The organism is Capillimicrobium parvum (assembly GCF_021172045.1).
Lineage (GTDB): Bacteria > Actinomycetota > Thermoleophilia > Solirubrobacterales > Solirubrobacteraceae > Capillimicrobium > Capillimicrobium parvum.
In genome coordinates, this window is the sequence record NZ_CP087164.1 from 4,985,898 (window position 1) to 5,002,434 (window position 16,537).

18 protein-coding genes are annotated in these 16,537 nt (G+C 73.3%); 4 read left to right on the plus strand and 14 right to left on the minus strand.

The window, feature by feature from the left end:
* Nucleotides 1-11: 11 nt before the first annotated feature.
* The 7 genes from DSM104329_RS24380 to DSM104329_RS24410 form a co-directional block, all read right to left on the minus strand.
* Nucleotides 12-875: an ABC transporter ATP-binding protein gene (locus DSM104329_RS24380; protein WP_259312456.1), complete on the minus strand. Its 864-nt coding sequence runs from the start codon at nt 873-875 to the stop codon at nt 12-14.
* Nucleotides 859-1,857 carry an ABC transporter ATP-binding protein gene (locus DSM104329_RS24385; RefSeq protein WP_259312457.1) on the minus strand — a complete coding sequence of 333 codons (999 nt, stop codon included), beginning with the start codon at nt 1,855-1,857 and terminating at the stop codon, nt 859-861. The genes DSM104329_RS24380 and DSM104329_RS24385 overlap by 17 nt, the downstream gene beginning before the upstream one ends.
* Nucleotides 1,854-2,729 (minus strand): ABC transporter permease, encoded by an 876-nt coding sequence (locus tag DSM104329_RS24390; protein WP_326924462.1) that lies wholly within the window; start codon nt 2,727-2,729, stop codon nt 1,854-1,856. The genes DSM104329_RS24385 and DSM104329_RS24390 overlap by 4 nt, the downstream gene beginning before the upstream one ends.
* On the minus strand, nt 2,726-3,682 hold the full coding sequence (locus tag DSM104329_RS24395) for an ABC transporter permease (RefSeq protein WP_259312459.1): 957 nt from the start codon (nt 3,680-3,682) through the stop codon (nt 2,726-2,728). The genes DSM104329_RS24390 and DSM104329_RS24395 overlap by 4 nt, the downstream gene beginning before the upstream one ends.
* A gap of 88 nt (nt 3,683-3,770) precedes the next feature.
* Nucleotides 3,771-5,480 carry an ABC transporter substrate-binding protein gene (locus tag DSM104329_RS24400; protein WP_259312460.1) on the minus strand — a complete coding sequence of 570 codons (1,710 nt, stop codon included), beginning with the start codon at nt 5,478-5,480 and terminating at the stop codon, nt 3,771-3,773.
* 73 nt (nt 5,481-5,553) lie between these two features.
* Entirely contained in the window at nt 5,554-5,889 is a 336-nt protein-coding gene (locus tag DSM104329_RS24405) for a hypothetical protein (protein WP_259312461.1), read from the minus strand.
* Nucleotides 5,890-6,083: 194 nt separating this feature from the next.
* Nucleotides 6,084-7,736 carry a VanW family protein gene (locus DSM104329_RS24410; RefSeq protein ID WP_259312462.1) on the minus strand — a complete coding sequence of 551 codons (1,653 nt, stop codon included), beginning with the start codon at nt 7,734-7,736 and terminating at the stop codon, nt 6,084-6,086.
* Between the two features lie 200 nt (nt 7,737-7,936).
* On the opposite strand from DSM104329_RS24410, the gene DSM104329_RS24415 reads away from it, so the two are divergent.
* Genes DSM104329_RS24415 through DSM104329_RS24425 form a run of 3 tightly spaced genes read left to right on the plus strand, consistent with a single transcriptional unit; the run spans nt 7,937 to nt 9,899 of the window.
* On the plus strand, nt 7,937-9,007 hold the full coding sequence (locus DSM104329_RS24415; RefSeq protein ID WP_259312463.1) for a GGDEF domain-containing protein: 1,071 nt from the start codon (nt 7,937-7,939) through the stop codon (nt 9,005-9,007).
* Nucleotides 9,008-9,036: 29 nt separating this feature from the next.
* Nucleotides 9,037-9,357 carry a DMT family transporter gene (locus DSM104329_RS24420; protein WP_259312464.1) on the plus strand — a complete coding sequence of 107 codons (321 nt, stop codon included), beginning with the start codon at nt 9,037-9,039 and terminating at the stop codon, nt 9,355-9,357.
* Nucleotides 9,358-9,359: 2 nt separating this feature from the next.
* A complete protein-coding gene (locus DSM104329_RS24425; RefSeq protein ID WP_259312465.1) occupies nt 9,360-9,899 on the plus strand; it encodes a TetR/AcrR family transcriptional regulator in 540 nt (179 codons plus the stop codon).
* Between the two features lie 8 nt (nt 9,900-9,907).
* Here DSM104329_RS24425 and DSM104329_RS24430 read toward each other — a convergent pair whose 3' ends face one another.
* From DSM104329_RS24430 to DSM104329_RS24460, 7 genes are all read right to left on the minus strand, one after another.
* The gene (locus tag DSM104329_RS24430) at nt 9,908-11,698 is read right to left on the minus strand and encodes a peptidoglycan recognition protein family protein (RefSeq protein WP_259312466.1); all 1,791 of its coding nucleotides are present in this window, start codon (nt 11,696-11,698) and stop codon (nt 9,908-9,910) included.
* Nucleotides 11,699-11,801: 103 nt separating this feature from the next.
* Complete coding sequence (locus DSM104329_RS24435; RefSeq protein ID WP_259312467.1) at nt 11,802-12,614, minus strand: DUF1775 domain-containing protein; 813 nt, start codon at nt 12,612-12,614, stop codon at nt 11,802-11,804.
* A 16-nt stretch (nt 12,615-12,630) separates the two neighbouring features.
* On the minus strand, nt 12,631-12,999 hold the full coding sequence (locus tag DSM104329_RS24440) for a hypothetical protein (protein ID WP_259312468.1): 369 nt from the start codon (nt 12,997-12,999) through the stop codon (nt 12,631-12,633).
* Nucleotides 12,996-13,427, minus strand: coding sequence for a copper resistance CopC family protein (locus DSM104329_RS24445; RefSeq protein ID WP_259312469.1), 432 nt, complete (start codon nt 13,425-13,427; stop codon nt 12,996-12,998). The genes DSM104329_RS24440 and DSM104329_RS24445 overlap by 4 nt, the downstream gene beginning before the upstream one ends.
* A gap of 2 nt (nt 13,428-13,429) precedes the next feature.
* Nucleotides 13,430-13,705 (minus strand): hypothetical protein, encoded by a 276-nt coding sequence (locus DSM104329_RS24450; protein WP_259312470.1) that lies wholly within the window; start codon nt 13,703-13,705, stop codon nt 13,430-13,432.
* Between the two features lie 54 nt (nt 13,706-13,759).
* The gene (locus DSM104329_RS24455) at nt 13,760-14,125 is read right to left on the minus strand and encodes a hypothetical protein (protein WP_259312471.1); all 366 of its coding nucleotides are present in this window, start codon (nt 14,123-14,125) and stop codon (nt 13,760-13,762) included.
* A gap of 37 nt (nt 14,126-14,162) precedes the next feature.
* A complete protein-coding gene (locus DSM104329_RS24460; protein WP_259312472.1) occupies nt 14,163-14,483 on the minus strand; it encodes a hypothetical protein in 321 nt (106 codons plus the stop codon).
* Between the two features lie 161 nt (nt 14,484-14,644).
* On the opposite strand from DSM104329_RS24460, the gene DSM104329_RS24465 reads away from it, so the two are divergent.
* Nucleotides 14,645-16,426 (plus strand): potassium/proton antiporter, encoded by a 1,782-nt coding sequence (locus tag DSM104329_RS24465; RefSeq protein ID WP_259312473.1) that lies wholly within the window; start codon nt 14,645-14,647, stop codon nt 16,424-16,426.
* The last annotated feature ends 111 nt before the right edge of the window (nt 16,427-16,537 follow it).

A 16,537-nucleotide genomic window follows, 5' to 3' on the forward strand; every position in this document is an offset into this window, starting at 1 on the left:
GCCGGTCATCCTCATGGCGCGTTGACCTCGGCCACCCGACCCAGCGCCCGGCGCGGCGCCCACCCGGGGCCCGGCACGGACGCACGCAGCAACTGCGTGTAGGGATGGCTCGGCTCGTCGAGTATCTGACCCGTCGGCCCGCGCTCGACGATCGCGCCGTGCCGCATGACGATCACGTCGTCGGTCACCTGCCGGACCGCAGCGAAGTTGTGGGTGATGAACAGGTACGCGACCTGCGAGCGCTCGCGGATCTCGGCGAGGAGGTTGAGCACCTGCGCCTGGATCGAGACGTCGAGCGCCGCCACCGCCTCGTCAAGGACGAGCAGCAGGGGCTCCGCCGCCAGCGCCTTCGCGATCGCGACGCGCTGGCGCTGCCCCCCGGACAGATGGCGCGGCAGCGACCCGGCGTGGCGCTGGTCGAGGTGCACCGCGTCCAGCAGCTCGGCGACGCGGCGCGCGCGCTCGTCCCGGCTGAGGTCGAAGTGCAGGCGCAGCACCTCCTCGATGGCCGCCCCGACGCGCTGGCGCGGGTCGAGCGACGAGTACGGGTCCTGGAAGACGATCGACACCTCGCGGCCGCGGCGCCGGCGCTCGCGGCCAGAGAACCATCGACCGCCGTGCCGCTCGCGCCCCGCGACGACGATCCGTCCCGCGGTCGCCTGCTGGAGGCCGAGGACGAGCCGCGCGACGGTGGTCTTGCCGGAACCCGACTCGCCGACGATGCCCACGGACCCAGCGGCGGGCACGCGGAAGGAGACGTCGTCGACCGCGACGAGATCCGAGTGGCCTCGCTGCCCCGGCTCGCTCACCCGGTACACCTTGCGCAGCCCCTCGACCGCGAGGACGTCGCCGCTGTGCTCAGTGGGAGCGGTCACCGGCCACCCTCCCTTCCAGCTCCTCGGCCCGCACGCACCGCACGCGCGCCGAGCCGATGTGCGTCACCGGCGGATGCGCGGCGCAGACCGCCTGCGCGTGGCCGCATCGCGGAGCGAACCCGCACCCGGCATCTGCCTCGTAGGCGGCGACCGGCCGGCCGGCCACCGTTCGCAGCCGGTGCGACGAACGCTCCACGCTGGGCCGGGCGTCGAGCAGCGCGGCGGTGTACGGGTGGCGCGGGGCGGTGTGCAGCGCCTCCGACGACTGCTCCTCGACGATCTCGCCGGCGTACATGACCGCGGTGCGGTCGCAGACGGCCGCGGCCAGCTCGAGGTCGTGGGTGACGAACAGCAGCGCGAGCCCCCGCTCGGCGCGGAGGTCCTGGAGGATCGCCATGACCTCGGCCTGGGTGGTCACGTCGAGCGCGGTCGTCGGCTCGTCGGCGATCAGCAGCTCCGGCTCGGCGGCGAGCGCACCGGCGATCATCACCCGCTGCAGGAGGCCGCCCGACAGCTCGTGCGGGTACTGACGCAGCCGCCGCGCCGCGTGCGGGACTCCTACCTCCTCCAACAACACCGTCACGCGGCGCCGGGCCTCGCCGCCGCGTACGTGCTGGTTGGTCCGCAGCGCCTCCGTCAGGAAGTCGCCGATCTGGCGGACGGGGTTCACGTGGGCCGTCGGGTCCTGGAAGATCATCGCCACGCGTGTCGCCCGGTAGCGCCGCAGGTCCTCGCGGCTCATCGCGTAGACCGACGCGCCGTCCGCGCGGATGTCGCCGGCGACCTGCGCGCGCGGCGGCACGAGGCCGAGCATCGCACGCGCCAGCATCGACTTGCCGCCCCCCGACTCGCCGACCAGCGCCACGGCCTCGCGGCGGTCGACCACGAGGTCCACGCCACGCAGGATCGGACGCTGCTGCCCGTCGATCGGCAGCGACAGGCGGAAGTCGCGCACCTCCAGCAGCAGTGGCGCCGGCGTCATCGCAGCTCCTCCTCGCCGATGTCCCCGAGCCGCTGGCCCAGCACGTTCACGGCGACGATCACCAGCACGATCATCAGGCCGGCGCTCAGCGACTCCTGCGGGTAGCCGGAGAGGATGTCCTGCTGCCCGCTGGCCACCATCGCGCCCCAGTCCGCCGTCGGCGGCTGCACCCCGAGCCCTAGGTACGAGAGCGCCGACAGGTCGATCATCGCCTGGCCGAACAGGATCGTCGCGATGCTCGCCGTCATCGGCGCCAGGTTGCGCAGCAGATGCCGCAGCCAGATCGTCCGCACCGGAAGCCCCTGCACCTCGCACGCGGCGATGAAGGGCGCGTTGCGAAGCCGCAGCGCCGGAGCCCGGGTGAGGCGCACGACATACGGCGTGAACCCGATGGCCAGGGCGATGATCGGCGCCACGAGGCCCGCGCCGAACAGCGCGGCCGACATGATCGCCAGCAGCAGGGACGGGAACGCGAAAACGACGTCGAGCGCTCGTGCGATGAAGGCGTCCACGCGGCCGCCGACCCAGACCGACGTCAACGCGATCGCCGTGCCCAAGGTCACCGACGCGACGACCACGATCAGCGGCCCGAGCAGGCTCAGCCTGGCGCCGTAGATGATGCGCGACAGAATATCTCTACCCGTGCTGTCAGTGCCGAGAAGGTGGGCCGCCGACGGGCTCAGCCGCGCGGCCGAGAGATCGGCGACGTTCGGGTCCTGGGGGGCGATCAGGGGCGCGAGGAGCGCGACCAGCACCACCGCGGCGAGGAACCAGATGCAGACGGTGCTCGGCCAGCCCAGGCCGGCCACGCCCCGCCAACGGCGGCGGCCGGCGGCGACTGGGGGCCGCGCCTCGGACTCGATGACGCTCACGAGCGAGCGCTCCGTGCCCGAACCCGCGGATCGAGCACCCCGTACAGGACGTCGACGACCGTGTTGGCCACCACGAACACCGCGACGAGGATGAGCGTGATGGCCTGTACGACGGCGAAGTCGCGCTGCTGCACGCTCTTGACGAGGTACGAGCCGAGGCCTTCGATGCCGAACGCGGTCTCCACGACCACGGCGCCCGAGATCTGCGTCGCGACGACGAGTCCGCTCACCGTCACGATCGGAATCAGGCCGTTGCGGACGATGTGGCGCCGGCGCACGAGCGACTCGGGGATGCCGCGGCTGCGCGCCGTCTCCACGTGCTCGCTGCGCGACTCCTCGCGGATCGAGGTGCGGGTCACGCGCGTCACCACGGACAGCGACACGAGGGCCATCGCGAATGCGGGCAGCGTCATGTGCCACAGCCGGTCGACGAACCCGGAGCCGGCGCCGGACACGGGGAACCAGCCGAGGCCGACGGCGAAGGTCGCGATCAGGAAGATCGCGGCCACGTAGGCGGGGATCGCCTGGCCCGCGGCGGTGACCACCATGATCATCCGGTCGCGCCAACCGCCGCGCAGGCCCGACACGATGCCCAGCAGGATCCCTGGGATCAGGATCAGCAGCGACGCGTAGGTCGCCAGGAACAGCGAGTTCACCGCCCGCTCGCCGAGCAGCCCGGACACCGGCACGCGGAACAGGATCGAGGTACCGAAGTCACCCTGGAGGATGCCACTCAGCCAGACCCAGTAGCGCAGCAGGAAGGGGTCGTCCAGGTGGTACTCGGCCCGGATCGACGCGATCGTCGCCGGGTCGGTCGGCTGGTCGCCCAGTACGAACGCGACGGGATCGCCGGGCGCGATGTAGAGCATCGCGAAGACCACGAAGCTGACCACCAGCATCGTGACCAGCATCCCGACGAGCCGCCAGGCGGTCTGCCCGGCGACTCGCCTCACGGCGTCGCCCGGCGCCCCGGAGCCCGTTTCAGGGCTCCGGGCGCCGTCTTCGACGCTCGCTGCCAGCTCGCCCGCCACCGCGTGCCGCCTACTCGCCTCGCGGTCCGGCCGTCGCCGCCCAGGGGCCGCCGAACTGGCCGAGCTGGCTCGCCGGCGCGCCCGTGACCTTCGGGCCCTGGTAGACCGACCCGCTGATCGCCACGATCGGGATCCAAGGGAAGTCCGGCATGAACTTCGCCTGCGCGTCGATCAGCAGCTTCGCGCGCTGCTCGTGGTCATCCGTCGCCCGCGCCTCGGCGAACTGCCGCGTGACGCCCGGGTTGTCGTACGGCCCGTAGTTGCGCGGACCCCCCGGGACGAGCACCCGATATGCCTGGACGAGCGGGTCGCTGAGTGGCGGCGCCGAGGTCGTGAGAATCGCGTCGGTGCTCTTGCGCAGGCTCGGGTCCCCGAACATGGCCCCGAAAACGGTGTTGGGGACCGCATTGATCTTCACGTTGAGGCCGATCTGCTTCGCCGCGCTCTGGATCGCCGTGCCCGTCTGGACGAACTCCTGCAGTCCTGCGGGGACGGTGATGACGATCTGCTCACCCGGCGAGCCGGCGCTCTCGACGAGCTGCTTCGCCTTGTCGAGATCGACGCTCAGCTCGGGCAGCTGGTCGTAGGCCTGCTGGAACGTGTCGCGGGCATAGCCCCACATCGCCGGCGAGAAGATCGACCGCACCGGCTCCGCGGCGCCCTGGTAGACGGTCTTGGCGACCGCGGCGCGGTCGATCGCGTACGCCAAGGCCTCACGAATCCGGCGATCCCCGAGCGGCCCGTCGTCGCCCACCGGCGCGATGGACATGACCTCCGGGCTCGGGCCGACAGTCAGGGTCCCACCGGACGTGTTCCTCAGCTGCGGGAAGCTCGCCGGCGAGAGCGTGAACGCTCCGTCGACCTCACCGCTGACCAGCGCGCTCGTGAGCAGCGGCGTGTCGGTGATGAACCGGACGTCGATTCGCTGGATGCGGCGCTTGACGTCCGGGTTCCAGTAGTCCTTCGCCGCGTCGAGCGTGATGCCCCGGCCGGTCTTCCAGTCCGTGAGCTCGTAGGGACCCGTGCACAGGGGCGGCCCCTGCGCAGTCCCATAGCGCTTGCCCATACGCTCGACATACGCGGCGCTCTCGACGATGCCGAGCCTGGTGGCCGTCGCGTCGTTGAACAGCGCGTCCGGCTTCTTGAGCTTCACCGTGACCTCGAACGGTCCGGTCTTGGAAATCTGCTTGACGGTGCCGGCGAGCTCGTTGACCGTCGACGTGTCCGAGAACGCGGCGCGGCGCAAGCTGAAGACGGCGTCGTCGGCGGTCATCTGCGTGCCGTCGTGGAACTTGACCCCGCTGCGGAGCTTGTAGACCCACGTGACCGGATCGGGATGGTCGATCGACTCGGCCAGACCGGGGCCGATCGATCCGTCCGGGGCGATGCTGCGCAGTGACTCGCAGACAACCGGCAGCTCGGCCTCGATCGGCTGCGCGCTGATCCAGTCGAGCGTCGACGGCTCGCCGCGATTGTTGTTCCAGACCACCGACGGGAGCGTGCCGTCGGTGGGGTGCGCCGTCGTGATCGACCGCTCGAGGCCGCCGGCCGTGCCCGTGCTGCTGCTGCCGCCGCCCTCAGAGGCTGAGGTTCCGCACCCCGCCGAGACCAGGCCGACGACGCCGAGCAGGCCGCACACGGCGGCAACCGGTGGATTGATCCGCATCCTGCCTCTCCTTTGAATCGAGCGCTGCCTCGAAGCCACCAGGCCCCAAGGCACCCAACTTATCGTTAATTCAAGGCGAATGCAAGGCGGGTTCTCGTGGAGGCGCCAGGCCGCCCCGAACGGACGGTCAGGATCCGAAGAACAGCTCGCGCCCGACGCGCGCCTCCACCTTCATGAACCGCCATAGCCGGTCGTCACCGACCTGGATCTCACGCAGGACGTCGCAACAACGGACGACGGCGTCGTAGTCAGGTGCATCGGCGAGGATGTATGCCGTCCACGGATAGCCCAGTGTCGGGCCAACCATCCCGCGATCATCGTCCATCGTCCCGATCACGCGAACGCCGAACCGATGGTCCAGATCGCTGTAGGCATCCTTGATGGCCCGTGCGACCCGCTGACGCAGTTCGTCGTCGATCTCGAAGAAGGCCGGAAGGACTCCGAAGCAGAACAGGACGCGCATTGGCGTGTTCATCTGTTACCCCAGCAGTGGTTGACTGAACGATCGCTAAGCGCCTGAAGGGTACCGAGTGCCTGCATCGCGGGCATCACGGGCCTCACGACCAGAACGCCCGCCAGTTGCCCAGCACGGCCGGCCGGGTCAGGCCGACCGAGTTGCGGCCTGCCACACGCGGACGGCCTTGATGCGTCAGGGCACTAGGCGTCCTCAGCCTCGTACCGGGTCGTGAACGGCTGGCGCGCGACGCGCCCGTCCGGGTAGCGCATGACGCGGGTCACGACGACCGAGAAGTCGCCGCCCGGCACCGGCTCACGTGGTGCTGACTCGGCGCGCACCCGCCGGCCGCCGTTGTCGCCGTACAGGCTGACGGTCACCGACGCCGGGTCGCCGCTGGCGCGTACGAGCACCGGCACCCCGGTGTCGTTCGTCCACTTCAGGTCGATGTCCGGGTAGTTCAGCGTCGACTCCCGGCCCGCGGGATAGCGGTCGATGAACAGGCTGTGGGGTTGGTGCGTGTCGATCCGCAGACCGGCGAAGTACGCCGCGTTGTACATCGTCGTCGAGAACTGCGAGACGCCGCCGCCGACCGACTCGACGATCCGGTTGCCGTCGGTGATGAACGGCGCCGGGACGTAGCCCTTCTCCCGCGTGCGCGGGCCCGAGATGCCGTTGAGCGAGAACTGCTCGCCCGGGGCGATCACCGTGCCGTCGATGGCGCGGGCGATGCGGCGGATGTTGCGCACGCGCGGCTGGCCGGGCTCGTAGTGGGTCGTGAACGTCCCGATGAGCCGGTCCGCCCTGCGGGCCGCGGCCGTCGTCACGCGCGCCCTGACCGGCTCGGCGCCGAGCGATGCCGTGTGGCGCCCGGCGCGGATCGCCTCGTCGATCGACCGCGCGAGCGCCGCCTGATCGAGCTTGCGGCCGGCCCGGCCGGCGCGCACCCGCACCCGCGCGGGGCGCGGCCGCCAGGACGCGTCGCCCTTGGGGTCGAAGACGACCGGCCGCACGGGCGCCGACAGCCGCGCCGAGCGCGGTGAGCGCTCGACCTGCTCCGCCAGCCGAGCGGCGAGCGCGCGGGTGCGGCCGGCCCGGGCGCCGAGCCGGGCGTCCGCGCCGCCGTCGACGGGCTGCAGCTCGACGAGCCGCGCCAGCCGCCGGGGCGAGAGCTCCACGACGGCCCCGGCGCCGGCGAGGCGCAGCGGCCGCTGCAGGTACGCCTCGGCCGCGGCGGCCAGCTCGCGCACGCGCGCCCGGCTGACCGCGGGGGTGCGTTCGATCGGGACGTGGATCACGACGCGCTGCCGGTCGGAGCGCAGCGCGGCCCGGACGAGCTTCGCGAGCCGGCGGCGGTCGACCTCCCGCCCCTGCCGCGGCGCGGACCGCACGCCGACCGCGAGCGTCGCGTCGTCGACGTGCAGCGCGCCGACCGACGCCGGGCGGTCCAGGCGCCCTGCGACTCCGGCGACGGCGTCGCGCAGCCGCGCGCGGTCGATCCGGGCGACCACGGGGACGTCGCGGGCCGTGAACAGTCCCTTCAGCGTCGTCCAGGCGCCGCCCAGTCGTCCCTCCCGGCCCGAGCGCATCGCCCGGCGCGCGCTCGCACGTTCGTCGAGGTCATGACCGGCCGCGCTCGGTCGCAGGCGGACGACGCGGCGGCCCGTCGTCAGTACGAGCGGGGCGTCCTCGGCCTCCAGCGCGGCCAGGCGCCGGCGTGCCTCGGTCTCGGTCGCGCCGCCGAGCGAGATGCCCGCCATCCGCGTGCCCGGCAGCACCTCGTCGCGGTGGGTGAGACGAACGGCGACGACGACGGCAGCGAGGACCGCGGCCAGCAGGAGGCCGGCGAGGACCACGCCGAGCACGTACCGCGTGCGGGTGAAGCGGCGCGCGCGCGGGCGGTGCGGGCGGTGCGGGCGGTGCGGGCGGTGGGAGCGGTGCTGTCGGGTCAGATCCGAATGGGCGTCAAGGTAGTGGCCGCCTCGGTTCGACGACCCCTGCTCAGACTTTCTTCGAGGCGCTCAACCCCCGGCGGGTGGGCGCCGAAGATACGTGGGTGAAGCGCCTCGCAGCCTTCCTGTGCCCGACCGACGGCGACCGCGAGCGACTCCTCGAGCTCGAGGAGACCCTGCGCACGCCGCGGCTGCTGACGTACGTCGCGGTGGCGGCGACGCTCGTCGCCCTGGGGCCGTTCGTCGGCTGGTGGCTGCCGCTCCTCCTCGGCGGCCTGTCCGCGCTCTACGAGCTGATCATCCGGCGCGGCATCCAGGCCACGACGCACCCCGCGATGCTCATCGTCTGCGGGTTCACGATGAACCTCGCCGTGACGGCGATCGCCGCCGCGCTGAGCGGCGGGCCGCAGAGCCCGCTGCTGCCGTGGCTCGTCATCCCGATCATCGCGCTGGCGGGCCGCTTCGGCAGCCGCGGGGTGTGGTGGGGCACCGGCATGGTCGCGCTGGCCATCCTCGCCGTGATCGCGACCGACGTCCCCGCGTTCCGGCACGATCCGGCGCCGGCCTTGGTCATCATGCCGTTGACGATCGCGCTCGCGAGCTTCGGCTCCGCGCTGAACTTCGCCGAGCTGCGCCAGCGCCGTGCGTCGGCCCTCGACCCGCTCACCGGGCTGCTGAACCGGCGCTCCCTGCCCGACCGCTTCGGCGAGCTCGCCGAGCAGGCGCGCCTGAGCGGCGAGCCGATCGCGCTCATCGTCCTCGACATCGACCACTTCAAGCGCATCAACGACGAGTACGGCCACTCGCGCGGCGACACGGTGCTGCGCGAGATCGCCACGGCGCTGCGCGGCGAGCTGCGCTCGTTCGAGCTCGCCTACCGACTGGGCGGCGAGGAGTTCCTGATCGTGCTGCCGGCGATCGACGTCGAGCACGGCACCGGCGTCGCCGAGCGCCTGCGCCGGTGCCTCGCCGCGCTGTACCCCGACGGCGTGCCGATCACCGCTTCGCTGGGCGTGAGCGCGGGGCGCGGCGACGACCTCGCGTTCGAGTCTCTCTTCGACGCCGCCGACCGCGCGCTCTACGCCGCGAAGGACGCCGGACGCGACCGCGTGTGCACGGCCGGCGGCGATGGCGCCGGCGACCGGCCGGACCGGGTCGCGAACTTCGTGCGCTAGCAGCGCCCAGTCTGTGTACGGTCGTACACGTGCCTGCGCTCCTGCTCGCCTGCGCCATCCTGATCGAGATCGCCGCAACGACGTGCCTGAAGTACTCGGACGGCTTCACGAAGCTGTGGCCGAGCGTCGGGACGGTCGCGGGCTACCTCATCTCGTTCGTCCTGCTCGCCAGGGTCCTGAGGTCGATCGACGTCAGCATCGCGTACGCCATCTGGGCGGGTGCGGGCACCGCCCTGATCGCCCTCGTCGGGGTCGTGTGGCTCGGCGAGCCGGTGACCGCGCTGAAGCTCGCGGGCGTCGCGCTGGTCGTCCTCGGCGTGGTGGCGCTCAACCTCGGCGGGGCGCACTGACGGTGGCCCGCGGCCCGACGGATCCCGGCCGGCGCGACCGCATCGCCGCCGCGGCCCTGGAGATCGCGCTCGGTCAGGGGGTGCACGCGGTCTCGCATCGAACCGTCGCCGCCGCGGCCGGGGTGCCGCTCGGCTCGACGACCTACCACTTCCGCACGCTCGACGACCTCCTGTCCGTGGCGATGGGCCAGGCGGGGCAGTCTTATCGCGCCGAGCTCGAGATCTGGGAGGCCAAGCTCGGCCCCGGCGCCGACCTGGCCGAGGCGATCGCCGACCACATCGCCGGCGCGCTCGACCACGACCGCGCGCGCGTTGTGGCCGAGTACGAGCTCTACCTGGCCTCGATCCGCCGCCCGCAGCTCGCCCCGGCCAGCGCGAGCTGGGCGGCGCAGTTCACCCGCGTCCTGGAGCGGCGCACCGATCCACCCACCGCCCGCGCGCTCACGATGCTCGCCGACGGCGCGCTCATGCACGCGCTCGCCACAGGCACCGATCCAGACCGCGACGAGCTCGTCGCGCTGCTGCGCCGCGTCATCGCCTGACGGCCGGGCTACCGGGCGCTCGCGGCGACGCCGCCGCTGCCGTTCTGCTCGGTCTGCGCGGTGCCCCCCGCGTCGATCTCGACCGGCTGGCCGGCGGTCGCCCCGCGCGCGCAGCGCACGTGGATGAGCGGCGTCGTCACCGCCATAGCGCGCGAGTCCGCGAGGGCGGCGACCGAGAAGCCGTAGAGGCCCGGCTGCGTCAGGCGCACGGTGGCACGCGCCGTCGATCCGCTGACCGTCATCGTGACGCGCCGCACCGTCGAGTACCGGCCGTCGCGGCCCTTCTTGGAGATCGTGAGCTGCACCTTCTTGCGCGTGGGCCTCAGCGCGGCGCTGACCGTCACGGTCCCGCCCACGCCGACGCGCTTGGCCGACAGGCGCGCGGTCATCGAGGGCACGGCGCTGACGTTGACGGTCGGCGAGGTGAGGGGCTCGCCGCCGAGGTCGGCGTCGCCGTTCCAGTACGCCCGCAGGCGGGAGTTCTGGCGCACGAGCACGTTGGTGTGAAACAGGCCGTCCTTGTCGGTGACCGCGTGCGCCGCGGTCGACCAGCGCGTCGCCCCCAGCTTCTGGACGCGCACCTCGGCGTTGGCCATGGGGCCGCCGTCGACGTCGACGAGCGACCCGGAGACGAGCACGCTCGAGTTCGCCGCGACCTGCGTGGAGGCGGCGTTGATCGTGATCTGCGACGTCGTCTCCGGCGTCACCGCCACCGGGTAGTCCCTGGCGGCGGCGCGCCGGCGGATCTCCGGCAGCTGCGCGTACAGGGCGCTGCCGGGGCAGCTCGTCTTGTCGCCGTCGCGATGGCCGGAGATCCGCTGCAGCGTCACCGTGCGCCCGGAGGGGTAGCGGTTGGAAGCGCCGCCGGCGGACACGACCGCGATCTCGCCCTCCACGGGCGCGCCGTGGAGCGCCAGCTTCCAGCCGATGAGCTGCGCCATGGCGTTCAGCGCCGGGTCGGTCTGGGCGACGGTCTCGAACGTGCCGATGTTCGAGATGCCGGTCGACACGGAGTTGTAGCCCTGGGCCTGCGCGCCGATGACCGCCTCGGTCATGCCGCCCGCCCGGCCCTCGAAGATCTGGCCGTACTTGTCGACGAGGAAGTTGTAGCCGATGTCGTTCCAGCCGTTGCCGCTGATGTGGTACTTCGCGATGGCGAGGACGATGCCGGCGGCGTCCTCCGGCAGGTAGTCGTTCGCGTTGACCGTGTGGTGCACGAACGCGAGCTGCACCGAGCCGTACTCCGGCCGGCCGCGCAGGCGCAGGGAGTCGGCGCCCCACTGCGCGCGCGTGATGACCGCCGGGCCGCCGTCGGTGACCGGCGCGGCCTGGGCGGCGTGGGCGAAGACGCCGCGCGGGCGGTCGGTGCGGACGGTGTGCAGCGTGAGCCCGTCGACGGGATGGTCGAGGCGCAGCTCGACGGCGTCCGAGCGGCCCGTCCAGACCGGGTCGGTCGCCGAGGCCGGGCCGCTGCCGTCGGGGCCGTGGTCGTGCGCGTGAGCGACGGGCAGCCACTCGGTGAAGCGGCCGCCGGGCCGCCGCGCGCGCAGCTCGATGCGGGGGTGCGCGCGGCCGCTCCAGCGCAGGCCGGCGAGGTCGAGGCCGCCGGGCACGTCGACGGGCCCGATGCGCCGCGCGCGGGGCAAGCCGATCGCGGCGGACGTGGCCGTGGGGCCGCGGCGTGCGCGGGCCAGCGCCTCCGAGGCGCCGGGCACCGTCTCGAGCCACACGGCCCCGGCGGTCATCAGGCCGAGGCCGAGCAGGCGGCGGCGGGAGAGGTCGTGGGGGGCTGAGGTCATGCCTGACTCATGGTGGCCATCGTTGGCTGCGAACACGGCACGACCCCTTGCAGAGCGGTGCGCGCCGATCGAATCCCTTCGCGACGCAGGCTAGAACGCCTGCTCAGCGCACCGTGAAGCTCCAGCTCCCGGTCTCGCTGTGGCCGTCGTCGGCGCGCGCCCGCCAGCTCACCGTGTACCGCCCGGGGGCCAGCGGCCGGGCGAATCGCGCGCGCAGCACGGCGTGGTCGGACGGCTGCAGGCCCGAGCGGGCGGGCTTCAGGGCGGTCGGGCCGCGGCTCACCGTGATGAGCCCGGCCACGACGGCCTCGCCGAAGCGCACCTTGACGGTGCGCACGCGGCCTGCGGTCGAGCCGGGGCGCGGCGTGCGGCTGCGGACGGGCGAGTGCGCCGTCGTCGCGGTCGGCGGTGCGGCGAGCGAGAGCGTCGGCGCGGGCCGGTCGCTGCCCGGCGCGCCGGTCCACTTGACGACCTCGCCGTCCGAGTACGTCTGGTAGGCCGGGAACGCCAGCGTGGAGCCCAGCCGGTCGGGCAACTTCAGCGAGAGCGGGAACTCCTTGAACTGCCCGGGGGCGATGCGGCCCAGCCCGCGGCCCGTGCCGGTGAAGGTCACCGAGCTGACCCGTTCGGTGATCGGCCCGTCGGCGGTCTGCACAGGGTTGGCCAGCCTGCTCTTCCTGACCGTCACCCGCCAGCGCGCCTGCGCCGCGTAGGACACGGAGTAGATGCCGTCGGGCAACTCGACGCGGACCTTCGTCGTCGAGGCGTCGTCGCGCTCGTTGGGGACGCGGACGTTGACGACGGTGAACGCGCCGGCGGTCTGGGCCTTCGGCTGCAGGGTGGCGTGGGCCTGGGCGGCGGCCGCCGGGAGCAGGAGAGCGGTGGCCGCGATGGCCGGGATGGTTCGCTTGGTCATGAGGTCCTTTCGGTGATCACACGTGGGTGGCGGAGCGTGCGCGGCGCGCCAGGACGAGTGCGGCGGCCCCGGCGGCGAGACCGAGCGCGCCCGTCAGCGCGGCGGCGACGAGCACGCTCAACAGACGCCGCCCGAACGCCTCGCCGGCGGGCGAGTCCAGCGTGTCGGCGGGCCACGGCGGCAGGCGGATGGATGCTCCGCCGGCGGGCGAGTCGAGCGTGTCGGCGGGCCAGGGCCGCGGGCGAATGGATGCCCCGCCGCCGCCCGCCGCCGCGGCGGCGGCGGCGGCGGGCCAGCTCCACAGGAGGAACGCCAGGCCGCCCACGACGATCGCGATCGCCGCGAACGCCATCCCCTTGCCGACGTCCAGCGCGGTCGCCGTCACGGGCCCGGCGTCCGAGCCCGCGAGCAGGTCGGCGACCGTCGCGCCCGCGCCCCCGGCCGCCCGACGGAGAAGGTGCTGCCGCCGCTGACGACGTGGCCGTCGGCCGAGACGACCCGGTAGGTCGCGGTGTACGTCCCGTCGCCCAGCGACGGCTTCAGGTGGACCGCGATCTGCTCGCCGTGGCCGCCGGGGTGGTAGGCATCGCCGGCGTCGACGCGCTCGCCGCGCGCGTCGAAGACCCGGACCGCGCCGAAGTTGCCCTCGACCGCCTCGTCGAACCGGAACGCGACGGCGCCGGGAGCGGCCTGCGCCACGGCACCGCGCTGCGGGGTCACGCCCTCGAGCTGGGCATGGGCGGGCGCGGCCGCGGGCAGCGCCAGCGGCGTCGCCGCGAGGACCGCGCAGACGGCCGCGAGGCGCCGTGCCACCGTCACCACGCCTCCCGTGCCGGGCCGTCCGCGGACGGCGCGCCGCCGCCACCGCGGCGGCGCCGCCGCACCACGACGACCACCCCCGCGCCCGCCAGGACGAGCGCGGCGAGGCCGGCGATCGCGCCGGCGGGCGGGCCGCCCCCGGGCTGCGGCGTCCACCACAGCGTCCCCGTGAGCTGGGCCGGGCGACCGTCGACGGCGATCGGGACCGTCCAGTCGTCGACCTTCGTCTGCTTGGACTCGTGAGTGACCGCCGGCGGCGTCCCCCGGCCCATCCAGTGCATCCGGTGGTCGTGCCACTCGAACCGGCCGGTGCCGGACTCCGTACGCTAGTCCGGCGGCAGGCCGCGCTGCACCGCGGCGGGCACGGGCACCTCGCCGTCGCGCTCCTGGTTGAGGTAGTAGGCCGCCGAGTTGTGGTTGACCTCGACGGTGCCGTCCGGGCGCAGCCGCGCGTACGGATCGCCGCTGTAGCCCTGGATGACGATGGTGCGCCCCGAGCGGTTGGTCAGCAGCAGGCGGTCGTCGCGGTTGAGCACCTCGACGGTGACACCGCGGGTGGCCGGCTCCAGCCCGTGCACGTCGGAGCGGAAGTTCGGATTGCCCTGGTGGGCGAGCGCCGTCGCGGCCGGCAACGTGGATGCGCACGCAGCGGCACCCGCACACGCGGCCGCGACGACGAGCAGACGGCGCATGGCGCGCCCTCCTCTCGTTCTCGGTCTCTGAACGGGGTCAGCCGAGAGCGGGCGGCGGCCACGTCGCCAGCGACGACGCGAGCAGCAGGCCGCCGCGCGGGACGAGCGCGACGGCGGGATGGGACGGAGCCGCAGGACGGGCGCCCCGGCGGCGCAGGGGAGGCGCGCCGCGGGCGTGCCGCACCCGCCCGAGCGCCTCCTCGCCGACGTACCGGCCGGCGAGCAGCGGCAGGAGCAGCAGCAGGGCCGGCGCGACCATAGCGAGGCCGTCGCCGATGCCGGCGAACGCGCCGACGAGCACCCACGCCATCGAGGCGACAGCGAGGCCGAGCAGCAGGCGGCGGTCCCGGCTGGTCACGGCCGACACCCTATCCGCGCCGGCCGCGGCTGCCATCAGCTCGGCCTGCGTGGGGGCCGGCTCAGCCCGCCCGCCGGCGCGAACGGCCGCCCGTCCTCAGGGCACCCTAACAGACCGGGACTGGAAATCCTTCAGAGCCGGTAGGGATTACCATTCCCACCTTGCACAGCGGCGAACTCATTCTCGTGGCCGGTGCCCTGCTGGCCGGCGGGGTCGCCGCGTCGTTGCTCGCCCGGAGGGTCCGGCTGCCGGGCCTCGTGCTGTTCCTCGGGCTCGGCATGCTCGTCGGTTCGGACGGGCTCGGCTGGATCAACTTCAACGACTACGAGCTCGCCCAGACGATCGGCATCATCGCCCTCGCGCTCATCCTCTACGAGGGCGGGCTGAGCGCGGGGTTCGGCGAGATCCGGCCCGTCCTCAGGCCCGCGCTGTCCCTGGCCACCGTCGGCACGCTGATCACGGCCCTGATCACGGGCTACGCCGCATCCGAGATCTTCGACCTGCCGCTCCTCGAGGGCCTGTTGATCGGCGCCGTCCTGTCCTCGACGGACGGCGCGGCGGTCTTCGCCCTGCTGCGCGGATCGACGCTGCGCCGCCGCCTGGCGCGGACGCTCGAGGGCGAGGCCGGCTTCAACGACCCCGTCGCGGTCCTCCTCGTCCTGGGCTTCATCGAGTGGCTCGAGAACCCGGACTACGGCGTGCTCGACCTCCTCTGGAAGTTCGTCCAGGAGATGACGATCGGGGGGGTGGTCGGGCTCGCGGTGGGCGTGGGCGCGGTCGCCGTGTTCCGCCGCGCCCGGCTCGAGACCGCCGGCCTGTACCCCGTCGCCTCGGTCGCCGCCGCGGCGCTCTCGTACGGCGCGGCGAGCGTCCTGCACGGCTCGGGCTTCCTGGCCGTCTACCTCGCCGGCCTCGTGCTCGGCACCGGCCAGATCCCGGCGCGCGCCACGATCTCGGCGTTCCACGAGGGGCTCGCATGGGTCGCGCAGATCACGATGTTCCTCACGCTCGGCATCCTCGTCTTCCCGTCGACGCTGCTGGACTACTGGTGGCAGGGCACGCTGCTCGCGCTGATCATCTGCTTCGTCGCGCGCCCGGTCGCGACGTTCACCTCGACCGCCTTCCAGGGCTTCTCGGTGCGGGAGCAGACGCTGCTCGGCTGGGCCGGCCTTCGCGGGGCGGTGCCCGTCGTCCTGGCGATCTTCCCGGTCATCGCCAACGTGCCGCACGACGACGAGCTGTTCAACATCGTCTTCTTCGCCGTCGTCATCTCGACCATCCTCCAGGGCGTCAGCTTCGTCCCGCTCGCGACGAAGCTGGGCGTGACGACCGACGAGCCGGCGCTGCCCAAGCCCCTCATGGAGACCGGCACGGTGCGCGCGCTCGGCGCCGAGGTCGTCGAGTACCCGGTCGCCGAGGGCGACGCGATCGTCGGCCGACGCGTACGCGAGCTCGGGCTGCCGCGCGACTCGCTGCTGAACGTCATCGTCCGCGACGGGCAGGCGCTGCCGCCGCGCGGGTCGTCGCGCATCGAGGCCGGCGACCGCCTCCACGTGCTGGTCGTCAAGGACGTCGCGAACGAGTTCCAGGCCCTGCTCGAGCGCTGGCGCCACGGGCCGTTCGACGAGATCCCGCGCCGGCGTCCCGCCATCTACGGCCGCCAGGTCATCTTCTCCACGCGCCCGTGGGACGACGATCTCGGCGATCCGGCGCGGCCCGCCGCGGTCGCCGGCGTGCCGGTCATCGAGCGCATGCGCACGCGGCGCGACACGCGCGGCGCGCTCGTCGCCCTCGACGACGGCCGCTACGCGGTCACCGGCCCGTCGCTCGCGGTGGGCTCGGCGTCCGACCTGCAGCGCTACGCCCGCCGGCGCCTGGAGAAGGCGCGCAGCGAAGCGGAGCGCGGCTGGTGGCAGGAGGTCATCGGCGCGGTGGCGCGGTGACCGCTTCGCTCCAGGCCTCCCAGCTTCGCTCCCAGAATGCGGAAGGTGACCGCTCCGCTGGTCGGCCACGTCGGTGACCGCTTCGCTCCCGGCCTCCCAGCTTCGCTCCCA

Coding starts and splice junctions, on each gene's coding strand:
- DSM104329_RS24405 (WP_259312461.1), bottom strand. CDS start 5,889: ATGCGCGTCCTGTTCTGCTTCGGAGTCCTTCCGGCCTTCTTCGAGATC.
- DSM104329_RS24385 (WP_259312457.1), bottom strand. CDS start 1,857: ATGACGCCGGCGCCACTGCTGCTGGAGGTGCGCGACTTCCGCCTGTCG.
- DSM104329_RS24430 (WP_259312466.1), bottom strand. CDS start 11,698: ATGACCTCAGCCCCCCACGACCTCTCCCGCCGCCGCCTGCTCGGCCTC.
- DSM104329_RS24455 (WP_259312471.1), bottom strand. CDS start 14,125: ATGCGCCGTCTGCTCGTCGTCGCGGCCGCGTGTGCGGGTGCCGCTGCG.
- DSM104329_RS24450 (WP_259312470.1), bottom strand. CDS start 13,705: ATGGGCCGGGGGACGCCGCCGGCGGTCACTCACGAGTCCAAGCAGACG.
- DSM104329_RS24435 (WP_259312467.1), bottom strand. CDS start 12,614: ATGACCAAGCGAACCATCCCGGCCATCGCGGCCACCGCTCTCCTGCTC.